At 44.4% G+C, this 12,027-nt stretch carries 9 protein-coding genes and 1 tRNA gene; 4 read left to right on the plus strand and 6 right to left on the minus strand.

The features are described from left to right. Positions 1–5: 5 nt before the first annotated feature. Positions 6–713 carry a response regulator YycF gene (gene yycF / locus RXV91_RS13815; protein ID WP_316440343.1) on the minus strand — a complete coding sequence of 236 codons (708 nt, stop codon included), beginning with the start codon at positions 711–713 and terminating at the stop codon, positions 6–8. A gap of 323 nt (positions 714–1,036) precedes the next feature. Between yycF and RXV91_RS13820 the strand changes: the two genes are divergently transcribed. Further along, positions 1,037–1,109 (plus strand) — tRNA-Lys (locus tag RXV91_RS13820). 220 nt (positions 1,110–1,329) lie between these two features. On the opposite strand, the gene RXV91_RS13825 is transcribed toward RXV91_RS13820, so the two are convergent. Beyond that, on the minus strand, positions 1,330–1,557 hold the full coding sequence (locus RXV91_RS13825) for a hypothetical protein (RefSeq protein WP_021730356.1): 228 nt from the start codon (positions 1,555–1,557) through the stop codon (positions 1,330–1,332). Between the two features lie 89 nt (positions 1,558–1,646). Beyond that, positions 1,647–1,847: a cold-shock protein gene (locus RXV91_RS13830; RefSeq protein WP_021730355.1), complete on the minus strand. Its 201-nt coding sequence runs from the start codon at positions 1,845–1,847 to the stop codon at positions 1,647–1,649. A gap of 197 nt (positions 1,848–2,044) precedes the next feature. Between RXV91_RS13830 and RXV91_RS13835 the strand changes: the two genes are divergently transcribed. The 3 genes from RXV91_RS13835 (at position 2,045) to pgmB (ending at position 6,450) form a co-directional block, all read left to right on the plus strand. Further along, entirely contained in the window at positions 2,045–2,488 is a 444-nt protein-coding gene (locus tag RXV91_RS13835; protein WP_316440344.1) for a pyridoxamine 5'-phosphate oxidase family protein, read from the plus strand. A gap of 538 nt (positions 2,489–3,026) precedes the next feature. Next, positions 3,027–5,747, plus strand: a complete 2,721-nt coding sequence (locus RXV91_RS13840) for a glycosyl hydrolase family 65 protein (RefSeq protein ID WP_316440345.1) — start codon at positions 3,027–3,029, stop codon at positions 5,745–5,747. A 16-nt stretch (positions 5,748–5,763) separates the two neighbouring features. Further along, positions 5,764–6,450, plus strand: a complete 687-nt coding sequence (pgmB, locus tag RXV91_RS13845) for a beta-phosphoglucomutase (protein WP_316440346.1) — start codon at positions 5,764–5,766, stop codon at positions 6,448–6,450. Positions 6,451–6,701: 251 nt separating this feature from the next. On the opposite strand, the gene RXV91_RS13850 is transcribed toward pgmB, so the two are convergent. From RXV91_RS13850 to RXV91_RS13860, 3 genes are all read right to left on the minus strand, one after another. Next, the gene (locus RXV91_RS13850) at positions 6,702–7,469 is read right to left on the minus strand and encodes a Cof-type HAD-IIB family hydrolase (protein ID WP_316440347.1); all 768 of its coding nucleotides are present in this window, start codon (positions 7,467–7,469) and stop codon (positions 6,702–6,704) included. A gap of 301 nt (positions 7,470–7,770) precedes the next feature. After that, positions 7,771–9,588: a glycoside hydrolase family 13 protein gene (locus RXV91_RS13855; RefSeq protein ID WP_316440348.1), complete on the minus strand. Its 1,818-nt coding sequence runs from the start codon at positions 9,586–9,588 to the stop codon at positions 7,771–7,773. A gap of 18 nt (positions 9,589–9,606) precedes the next feature. After that, positions 9,607–12,009 carry a glycogen/starch/alpha-glucan phosphorylase gene (locus RXV91_RS13860; RefSeq protein WP_316440349.1) on the minus strand — a complete coding sequence of 801 codons (2,403 nt, stop codon included), beginning with the start codon at positions 12,007–12,009 and terminating at the stop codon, positions 9,607–9,609. Between the last annotated feature and the right edge of the window lie 18 nt (positions 12,010–12,027).

Genomic DNA, 12,027 nt, shown 5'->3' on the forward strand with positions numbered 1-12,027 from the left:
AACCTCTACTCATTTTCAGGATTGCGGAGGTAGTAACCCACGCCCCGCCGCGTCACCAACCACTTTGGATGACTCGGATTATCTTCAACTTTTTCACGTAAACGACGCACCGTGACATCAACGGTCCGAACATCACCAAAGTAGTCGTAGCCCCAGACCGTCTGTAGTAAATGTTCCCGCGTCATTACCTGCCCAATGTGTTGTGCCAAGTAGTGTAATAGCTCAAATTCCCGGTGCGTTAATTCAATATTGTTCCCACGCTTTGAGACCATATAGGCTTCTGGATGAATTACTAAATCGCCGATCTCAATATCAGAGTTCTCTTCAACTTCTGCTGGTTGAGCACTTGGAGTCCCTTGACGACGCAAGTTTGCTTTGACTCGTGCAACAAGTTCCCGGTTAGAAAACGGCTTCGTGACATAATCATCAGCACCGAGTTCCAAGCCCAAAACTTTATCTAATTCAGAGTCCTTGGCCGTAACCATGATAATCGGCATGTCATAGTTCTTCCGAACTTGCCGCGCAACTTCCAGGCCATCCATTTTCGGTAGCATTAAATCTAATAAAATCAAATCAGGGTGAACTTCGTCAACTTTTTGTAAGGCTTCCTCACCATCAGCCGCCACGTGAACTTCATAACCCTCTTTGGTCAAATTAAATTTCATAATATCGGAGATTGGTTTTTCATCATCAACTACTAAGATTTTTTTCATAACGATTCTTCCTCCTTAGGGGAAAACAGGTTTACATTTCAATTTTAAGGTGATACGCGATAAATTACGAGAAAAGCAGTTATTTTCTCGTGTCAGGTGGGTTGATATTAAATTCAACACTGGTTTTAGTATATCACAAATGTAGTTGGCTTTCTTTGATTGCTAATCCGCGTGGCCGTAGTATTTCCCGGGAAATCATTTGTCCGTTTTAGCAATCGCTTTCATCAACAAATCACTAAAAAAGAACACTTTTTTTGAAAAAACTTGCGAAATAGTATTGTCAGAACCTAAAATTCATGATATTATATTTTTTGTTGAGTTATGGGCAGTTAGCTCAGCTGGCAGAGCAACGGACTCTTAATCCGTGGGTCCAGGGTTCGATCCCCTGACTGCCCATCATATAACCACACTAATCAGTTTTCACGCCGTGTTAATCCACCGTGAAAACTGATTTTTTCATATTCTCAATTTAATAATTCAAAGGCGCGCTGCAAGAAGGAATGGCTTCTTGCAGCGCGCCTTTGTCGTCAATCTTCATAAAGCAACAAGACGGCCTTATCCCCCAAAACAGTATCCTGAGAAATTAACGACAACTCTCGTCCCTACCCATGATTGATCAATCAGCCTGGTCAATATGAAAGTAGCCTTCAGGGGCTGCACTTGGCTGTGCCTGATGCCAATGCTGACTACTACTTCCATACTTAGTCGGTTGCGGGTCTGGTCCCATAGCAACAAAGCGGCGGCCCACCGCATCCATGAAAATAACAACACGCTGATATTCACGTGCTGGGGCAACTAATGTACAATTCTCATGCTTAATACCGTAAACATCTACAAAATCCATCTTGACCACTTGGCTTTCTTATTGTCTGACAGACCGTCACCTAAATAAAAACCGAACCAGTCGGCAACAACGGTTCGGCATAAAATCAACTATTGAGGTTTAACATTCGTAGCTTGTGGCCCACGATCACCTTGTTCTTCATCATAGGTTACTTTTTGACCTTCATCTAAAGTCTTGAATCCATCAGTCTGAATCGCTGAGAAATGAACAAAGACATCCGTACCGTCTTCACCCGTAATAAAACCAAAACCTTTATCCGCATTGAACCATTTTACTGTACCATTTTTCATTAATATAATTCCTCTCAGAACTGACTGTAGTAACGACAACGTTAACCTTAGGAACGTGTCATTAATTAAAACCGTCCCACTTGCTAAGTGTTCTAAGTATAACATATTCTCGTATTTTAATCGCTAATAACGCTATGCATAACACATGACTTTCTACTACCATTCCGGCATACTGATAGGAAAAGGGAGTGCTAAATATGCAGCATACGACACGACAGGCAGCCCTAAATATGATTCAGACTGCCCCCGTTTTCACGTTGGCAACTGTTGATGCGGATGGCTATCCGACCATGGTCGCATTAAGTCCTTTACCTATAAGACGTAGCCTTGAAACGCTGTATTTCTACACCAGTCGGCAGACATCCACGACACAGAATATCCAAAATTGGCGTCAAGCCAGTTTATTTTATTATCAATTATCCGACTATGCTTCCATCATGCTACGTGGCACATTAACGTTGGTCGGTAATAACGTCTTTGATCAAGATTGGCGTGCCGAACTAACCGAATTTCAGCAACAGCTAAATTATAAGGACCCCGTCATCCTCCGCTTTCAAACGAGTTCTATCAAAATACGTCAAATGATGACAATCGACCACCTTGAGCTTGTGGATCATCCGACCAATGACCACCTAACCTAGACTCACCATCATAATTAAATCTTCAGCAAGAGAGTGGGACAAAAGGTGATCTGCTTGCGAACATTAACGTAAATTCGGCGATTATTCCTGGGATTGGACTAGTCACCAAATTTGGGTTAAGCGGAACAAGCAACCTTTTGGCGCACGTTTCGACAATATTGACAGAAAAATTGTGTTCGGTTTCTTGAGAAAAAGTCCTTTCTTAAGAGATTGAACACTTTTAGTTTTGTCCAAATCTTGGTCTGCCTACATGCCAATCAAACAGTCACAACGTTATCATCGACCACACATCGATAAACAGCATTCTCTATAAAACATTTCATACAGTAACGCTAATCATTGTGAATAACCGCAAGCATTTGCCTTTAGTTCATTCACTTTTAAAAGCAACCTACCGTTTAATCCCATAGTTAACAGGCTCCGGCAACAATATTTGCGAGCTTATCAAAAAGAGACTAGGCTATATATGTAAGTAGTATATTTAATATTTATCACTTTTATTGCAATTTTTAATGACCGAACTAAGGAGTGTGAACTAATGAAACTTATTAGATTGCGAATTGAAAATGACACGATGGCGATTGCCTATCATCCGGTATCGGGACAAGCAGCAACCGCCAACTACCTTATTGCCTATAATCCCAACCAAGCAATTAGTGAAAACCTGGAAAACATTAAGATCCGCCTAGCTGGTCTCCAGTTTGATGCTGCTATTCTTGAAAATGGATTGTCTTACCCATTTTCCGACACCATCGTAGGGGTCAACTATGACCGAATCGACGTGGGTTTGGCTTTGACTAACCTACTCAACATCCCAGTCGTTAGCCAAGCAGCTGTTGACCAACTCGGGTTGACCGCAGCGATTAAAGCGAAAAGTGCTTATTTGAAGTGGCATCTTGATTATTATGGCCAATATCATGGTGTGCGCAATAACGGTCAAGAGGCAATGCTGACTATTGGTAATGGTTACTTGGGATTGCGCGGCGCATTTCTAGAAAGCCACGCCGACAAAGACAATTACCCTGGAACCTACGTTGCCGGTGTCTTTGATCAGGAGACGACCACACTTCACAATCACCAAGTTACTAACGAAGATTTAGTCAATTTGCCAAATGCTCAATTCATTACATTCGGTATTGATCAGCAACCACCATTTCAGCTTAATGAACACGATCTTCAAGACGTCTATCGCAGCCTTGATTTACGAACTGGCATGTTAACGACTACCAAGCTAATTCAGTTAGCCTCCGGACACCAGTTAAGAATTCGTTCGCAAAAAGTCGCTAATATGCATGATTGGCATCGTTACAGTATTCGTTACCAAGTCACACCACTTAACTTTACGGGTAGCTTACAGATTTATACTGAGATCGACGGCAGTGTCGTTAATGGGAACGTCAGTCGGTATAATGTCTTCGATCAGCACCATTTAAACACCATGGGGATCGAAACAGCTGCTAACACCGTCTATCTTTCTGGCCAAACTAAATCTTCCCGGATCAATTACACGATTGGGGCCAAACTAACTAGTCCTGATGTTCCAGTAATCAAGAATTTCAATAGTACGCAACAGCCACAAGGTGTCCAGCAAACCGTTTCGTTAGCAGTTGAAGCTGGTAAAACTTACACATTTGATAAAGATGTGGTCATCGCGACTAGCAATGCCCACGATGATCCGCAATTAACACATGTCCAAGCTGAGCTCAGCCAGTCCAGTTTCGACAACACGGCTAGTGTCAGCAAGGACTACTGGGAACATACCTGGCGCACCACGGATATTAAAGTTCGCGGCGATATTACGAGCCAACGATTGCTCCGTGTCAATCTCTATCATAGCTTTGTTTCAGCAGCTGCTCTCGAAAGCGGTCAATTGGACGCCTCGGTGGGGGCCCGCGGGTTACATGGTGAAGCCTACCGGGGCCACGTTTTTTGGGATGAAATGTTTATTCTACCCTTCTACACCATGCACCGTCCGGAGTTAGCCAAGCAACTTTTGCTTTATCGTTACCGGCGACTACCCGCAGCTAGAAAAAACGCCCAAGCAGAAGGCTATGCCGGCGCCATGTATCCGTGGCAATCAGCTTCAAAAGGGGATGAACAGGCCCAATTTACGCACTTAAACCCAATAACCAAAACGTGGGATCCCGATAATAGTCGACTGCAACGGCACGTTTCTTTAGACATTGCTTATAATGTCTGGTTCTACTACCACGTGACGCAAGACCGTGATTTTCTCAACAAATACGGAATGGAAATGTTGCTTTCAATTGCTGCCTTCTGGATCAGTAAGGCAACCTATGACCAACAGACTGGTCGCTACAACATCAGTGGCGTTATGGGACCAGATGAATTTCATGAAAATTATCCCAATAGTACTAAAGCTGGCTTGAAAAATAATGCATACACCAATATCATGGTTGCTTGGCTCTTCGATATTATTACAACCTTCAAAGCACAAATGCCACAAGCCGTGTTTCAGAAAGCGGCCCAAGCAGCCCACTTTGATGCCGATACTAGTCACAAAATGACCACTATTGGTCATAAGCTGACACTTGAAATCAATCGCCGGGGAATTATTGCCCAGTTTGAAGGTTACTTCAACTTACCGACCCTCGATTTTCAAGCTTACCGGCAGAAATACGGCGACATTTCCCGAATGGATCGCATCTTAAAGGCCGAAGATAAAACGCCAGATGCCTATCAGGTGGCCAAACAAGCCGATGCTTTGATGGCTTTTTATAATTTTGATGTTCCCACCGTCCAAGCCATTATTGAAAAAATGGGTTATCAACTTCCGAGTGAGTATTTGACGCACAACATTCAATATTATTTGGCCCGGACAACTCACGGTTCGACCCTATCACGAATTGTCTATGCAGTTTTAAACCAACTAGACGACAATGATGATGATGCCTGGAAGCTCTTTTCAGAGGCGCTAGCATCAGACTACTATGATATTCAAGGTGGCACGACCGCCGAAGGTATTCATTTAGGCGTCATGGGAGCCACACTCAATCTAGTGACCCGCAACTTTGGTGGCGTTAGTCCACTAGGGACCCATTTGCAAGTGAACCCCCAATTACCGGATCATTGGCAAACATTGAAATTCAAACAACTCTTTCGCGGTGTTCACTATGTCTTTGTGATTGACCATCACCGGGTGACCGTCACGGCAGATCAACCAAGTACTGTTCAAATTGGCAATCAACAATATCAACTGCAGGCTAAAAAGCCTCGTACTATCACTTATACCGATTAACTAGGAGGTCCTTACGATGGTTAAATTTGCAACAATCAAAGGCTTTATTTTTGATCTTGACGGCGTTATTACAGATACCGCTATTTTTCACAGTCAGGCTTGGCACCAAATTGCAGATAAAGTCGGTGTCACTTGGGATGAGCAACTCGCTGATGCGCTCAAAGGGATTAGTCGGATGGACTCGCTCAATTTGATTCTTGCCCACGGGCACCGTGAACATGACTTTACGGATGCACAAAAACAAGCTTTAGCGACGGAGAAAAATACGAACTATCTAAAGTTAGTCAATCAAATGTCACCGGCAAATATCTTACCGGGTATCAAAGATTTCTTAGCCGAACTACAGGCAGCTGGCTACGCACTATCACTCGCTTCTGCTTCCAAGAACGCACCACTGGTACTTAGCAAGCTCGGTCTTAATACCTACTTCACAAAAACGGTTGATCCAGCCACCTTAGCCCACGGGAAGCCTGATCCTGAGATTTTTCGGCGAGGTGCTGAAATTTTAGACTTAGCACCGGCCGCATGTATTGGCGTCGAAGATGCTGCCGCCGGCGTTCAATCCATTAATGGTGCGGGTGAAACATCGATCGGCATTGGCGAGCCAACCGTACTCGCAGCCGCTGACATCAACTTTACGGATACGACACAGCTCACACTTGCCAACATTAAAGCCCAACTAACCGGTGTTACTAGTAACTAATTCTCATACTATGCTAGCGAGAGTGAGACAAAGGGAGACTGTTTGCAAACAACCTTTTGGCGCACGTTTCGACAATATTGATAGAAAAATTGTGCTCAGTTGCTTGAGATTTTTCCTTAAGCAACTGAGCACATTTAGTTTTGGTCTGAACTCTTATTATCTAGACAACCACCAAAGTATCAACGTCTGGTTGAGCCACTCAATGCAACAGTGACTCGGCTTTCAAGCTCCATGTGTACCAATAATTAGTTCTAAATTAAGTCATAGTGCTTCAAGCCTTGCGCAATACCGTTATGCATATTATCAGCCGTGACGTAAGCTGCGAGTTGTTTGACCCGGGGATGCCCATTCCCCATAGCAATTGGCGTCTTGACCATCTGAAACATTTCAATGTCATTCAGTTGATCACCAAAAGCATAGGTCGGAACAGTCGTTAACTGCGCCTTCGTTAAAATATCCTGAATTCCAACAGCCTTAGTCACGCCCCACTGCATGGTATCCAATGCCCGGGGATTATTACGGACAAAGTGCAAGTGGCCGCGATAACGGCGCCGATATTGAGCTGCATCTAACGGATCGAATGTCAGTAAGAAGTTAACGTGTTGATGCTGATAAAATTGTGGCTTAACATTGGCTAGTTGTTTTAGCTCCTGATAATTACTAGTCGTCAATGCATCACGGTGACTCAACGCAAAACCGGCGTTATTATAATAGGCCAGTGCATGGTGGTGACGATTAGCAAAGTGCGTAATATCCGTTAAAACAGCCTTATCAAGCTCATGAGCGCTCAAAAACTGGCCCTGGTAAGCAACATAACTTCCGTTAGCACTGACGATTGAATCAATGCCGGTCGCTTGCATAATATCACGGACTTCAAACACATTACGCCCCGTTGCAATCACCGGCAAAACGTGGTTCACCTTTAAACGTTGTATCGCTTCAATACTACTAGATGCAACCGTCTTGTCATTTTGCATCAACGTTCCATCTAAATCAAAAAAGACAACCGCTTGGTACAACTAATTACCCCCTATAATTAGAATTTACCGTGGGACTGCATCGTCCCGTCAGCTTCTCACACTACTTAGTGTTCATTTCTATTATAGGCGTCGTTTTCACTTACCGCAGAAATTCTGCTCACACTTGCGAGCATCAAAAAGTGGGCGACCTCATCAAGGAAGGGCGCCCACTCGCTACTCACGTCTTCAGAAGGATTGACGGAGTACCTCTTAGCACTGTACCAATAGCGGGGTGCTATTAAAAAGTACTTTCATAATATACCGCATGCATATCAGCGCAACCATCAAGTTCCTGTAAAATTCAGGTAAAGTTTTCAATAAGCCACAGTTGCTCACCACTGAAAGTCTGCCCCACCAGACACTGTTGGATCGCTTGTGCCAACCTGAGAGGTACTCCACTTAACTTCAAATCATGTACCGTCACCATCCGTGACTCAGGTGTGATATTAACGACTACCAGAACGGTCTGCGCAGCTCGCCAGTATAGATAACCGATCCCATAATCTGCCACATAGAACGGCACAAAGTTAGCCTGATTTAGCCAAACATGCCGCTGCCGCCACAGCGACCACTTCGCCACAAACTGAATCTGTGCTTGATCAGCAGTTGCCCACGGATAAAAAGCCCGATTATCAGGATCCTTACCACCTAACATTATCGCTTCATCGCCATAATATAAGCATGGCACACCGGGCAAAGTCAGTAACAACTGTACCGCCAGCCGTAACCGCTGTTGATTTTCTTCCAACATGGTTAAGATCCGGGGGGTGTCATGGCTACCAATATTATTGAAGTTAAATTGAAAGGTTGATGCCGGGTAATTTTCCTTCAATGTCATTAGCTCACGCCACCACTCTGCTGGCGTCAAAGTTCCATTCAAGATGTGGATGATCAACCGCCGTAGCGGATAATTCATCACTGCTTGTAAGCCACCACCTTCTAAGTAATGCCGCCGCATGCCATAAGCCAGTTTGTGTGATGCATCCTCCCAGACTTCTCCAATCAAAACCTTATCTGGATAACGATCAAGTGTCCGTCGAATGCCAGCAATAAAATCATCAGGAAGTTCATCCGCAACATCTAGTCGCCAACCATCCACACCGCGCTGGGTCCAATAATCAATTACCGAATCGGGTTTGCCAAAGATAAAGTCGCGATAAGTGGGTGCTTCTTTATCCACTGTTGGTAAATCATGAATGCCCCACCAGCTGTCATAATCATTGGGATAATGAATAAAGGTAAACCACGGATAATACGGACTGGTAGTCGATTGAGCCGCGCCTAGCGTTTTATAGTGCCCTGCTTGATTAAAATACTTGGAGTCAACACCGACGTGATTAAAGACCCCATCCAGAATCAAGTGCATGCCTGCTTGATGTAGGGCGGTCACCAAGTTATCAAAATCAGCCAGTGTTCCTACGACCGGGTCAATTTTCAAATAGTCGCCTGTATCGTAACGATGATTACTGCTAGCTTCAAAAATAGGGGTCAAATACACAATTGTCACACCCAGTCGTTGTAGATACGGGATTTTTGCCATAATGCCGCGCAAATTGCCCCCATAAAAATCCCAACGTGATATCGCATGCTGAGCATCACGAACATACAATGGTCGGTCTTCCAGCTGACCGTAAATAAAACTGTTCGCTTTGGGCGCATTAACATGACCATCCGCATTTCCATTATTAAACCGATCAACAAAGATTTGATAGGCTATCCCGTCACGGTACCATTGCGGCAGTGTCTCAATTGATTTTAAAATCGTCAATTGATACATCTGAACGTGTTCACGCATTACATACTGGGTTCCTGGACCACCGTAACCACCATCAACACAACCATAATATACCGTTGCGGTCATCGTTTGAATACGAAAATAATAAAAGTACAGACCGACTTGAGTGGGGACAAAGGTCACCGTATATGTCGTTGGACTAACCGATCGCAGCGGTAGCGACTGTTCCTCATCCCATTGACCATCATGGGCCACACACAGCTCAATCTGTTTGACTGGCGTAACAGTCTGGACACCCACCGTGAATTGTACGGGCGTTTGCCGTGTCACCGCCCCAAAAGGGGTCTTATATGTCGGTAAAAATGAGTTATACGTTACCTGCATTCATTCCCCCTCCTTTCACTAATTCAACCGATCATGCGGCACCTGCCAAATATCGTCAGCGTAACGTGCCACTGCTAAATCAGCGGCAAAATGCCCGGATGCAGCGATATTAGCTAACGCCCGTTGTTGCCAAGTTGGCTGGTCTTGAAAATCCTGACTGATTTGTTGCTGTTGCTTGACGTACGCCTGATAATCGGCCAGTACAAAGAACTCATCATTATAGCGAATCAATGAATCATAGATTTCACGACCGACCGTCGGAATTCCAGGGATCGTACCATCAATTAAACTATCTAAGATGCGTTTCAACTCCGGATTATCATTATAAAACGCCGCGGCACGATAATTACCACGCTGATAATAATCGTAAACTTCATGTACTCTGAGCCCAAACGGATACTCGTTTTCAGCACCCGCGGCCTGAATAATATCAATGTTTGCACCATCATACGTTGCGAGTGATAACGCTCCGTTGGCCATTAACTTCATATTGCTCGTTCCAGAAGCTTCTTTCGAGGCCGTTGAAATCTGCTCACTAACATCAGCCGCTGGAATAATTAACTCTGCAATTGAGACACCATAATTAGGAATAAACACCACTTTTAGGCGATCTCCAATCACTGGATCTTGATTGACCATGTCGGCCACCACGTTGATCAACTTAATAATTGCCTTTGCGTAGTGGTAACTGGGCGCGGCTTTCGCACCAAAAATATGGACGCGTGGTACTATTGGCTGATCTGGATGATTTTTAATGACAAGGTATTCCCGTAAAATTTCAAAAACATGTAGTAATTGGCGCTTATAAGCATGTAGCCGTTTGATCTGGACATCATAGATGGCATCCGTACGCAACTTAATTCCCATCGTTCGCTGCACATACGCAGCCAAGGCCCGCTTATTGGTCAACTTGACTTGCGCCAATTGGTGTAGAAAGTGGTCATCCTGCTGATATGGAAGTAACGTCTGCAATAAGTCTGGTTGTCGTCGCCAACTCGACCCGATCGTCTGATCAATGAGTTGGGACAAAGGCTGGTTTGCTAGTTGCACCCAGCGACGCGTCGCGATACCATTCGTCTTATTATTAAAACGTTCCGGATAAACTTGATACAAACCGCGTAACACATCTGTTTTCAACAATTCGGTGTGTAAGGGTGCGACACCATTTACACTGTGACTGCCAATCACCGCTAAGTGAGCCATTCGAACTTGTCCATTACCTAGGGGCGCCGTCAGATCTACCAGCGCTTTACCAAAGATCGGCGTTTGCTGGACCCGATAACGTCGGTCGATTTCGACAATAATTTGATAGATTCGGGGTAACAGGCCTTGAAACATCTCAATCGGCCAAGTCTCCAGCGCTTCTTGTAAAATAGTGTGGTTCGTATAACTCATCACCTGAGTCGTTAGCGTCCAGGCAACATCCCACGCACAATGGTGTTCATCCATTAATAGACGCATCATTTCAGGAATCACTAGTGTCGGATGAGTGTCATTAATATGAATGGCAATCTTTTTGCCTAAGGAACGCATGCCATGATGCGTAGCACAAAAATCACGGACAATGCTTTGAACACCAGCGGATGAAAAGAAATATTCTTGGCGTAGCCGCAATTGTTGACCGGCCGAGTTAGAATCATCTGGGTAAAGGACCTTGCTAATCTCGCTGATGCGATCGCGTTGTGCCTGTGAATAGTACGTCTGGGTGACACTAGGTGGTAATTCAGCTGACCACAAGCGTAGTGTATTCGTAATATCGTTATGATAGCCCACGATACCAACATCGTAAGGAACTGCTAATACATCATCCGTATTTTCATATTGGGCCTGTAGACTACCATCAGGTTGAGGTTGTAACCAAACATTACCCCCAAAACGCACTAAACAACTCTTATTATCTCGGCGGGTCTCCCAGACATTCCCGTGATGTAGCCAATCATCTGGTAATTCCACTTGGTACCCATCCATAAAGACTTGTTTAAATAACCCGTAGCGATACCGGATTCCATTACCATTACCCGCAATTTTCAAACTAGCCATCGCGTCCATGTAACAGGCTGCTAATCGACCTAGTCCACCGTTACCAAGGGCTGGATCAGGCTCAGCCCGACTAATCGTCTCAAAATCTAAGCCTAACTCCTTCAACCCTTTTCTGACAATCGATAACAAATTGAGATTCAACAAATTAGAAGCAAGTAAGCGTCCTGGCAAAAATTCGATTGAAAAATAATACACCTGTTTTTGATGATGCTCCCGATACAGTTTCGCTGTTCGAGTCCAACTTTGGCTGTTATACCGTCGTACCAGTTGTCCTAGCGCAATAAATTGGCCAATCGTCGTCGTATCATCCAAAGACGTCGAATATAACGTTTCAATCTCACTTAAAAAATCCTTCTTAAACTGTGCCGTTGTTAATTTCAAGCTCACACCCCCACCAAA

The sequence above is a fragment of the Lactiplantibacillus sp. DA1 genome (genome assembly GCF_032681335.1).
In the GTDB taxonomy this organism is placed as follows: Bacteria; Bacillota; Bacilli; order Lactobacillales; family Lactobacillaceae; genus Lactiplantibacillus.

Bases quoted from the DNA above. Each gene is read 5' to 3' on its own strand.
- yycF (WP_316440343.1), bottom strand. From the start codon at position 713: ATGAAAAAAATCTTAGTAGTTGATGATGAAAAACCAATCTCCGATATT.
- RXV91_RS13825 (WP_021730356.1), bottom strand. From the start codon at position 1,557: ATGGATTTTGTAGATGTTTACGGTATTAAGCATGAGAATTGTACATTA.
- RXV91_RS13830 (WP_021730355.1), bottom strand. From the start codon at position 1,847: ATGAAAAATGGTACAGTAAAATGGTTCAATGCGGATAAAGGTTTTGGT.
- RXV91_RS13835 (WP_316440344.1), top strand. From the start codon at position 2,045: ATGCAGCATACGACACGACAGGCAGCCCTAAATATGATTCAGACTGCC.
- RXV91_RS13840 (WP_316440345.1), top strand. From the start codon at position 3,027: ATGAAACTTATTAGATTGCGAATTGAAAATGACACGATGGCGATTGCC.
- pgmB (WP_316440346.1), top strand. From the start codon at position 5,764: ATGGTTAAATTTGCAACAATCAAAGGCTTTATTTTTGATCTTGACGGC.
- RXV91_RS13855 (WP_316440348.1), bottom strand. From the start codon at position 9,588: ATGCAGGTAACGTATAACTCATTTTTACCGACATATAAGACCCCTTTT.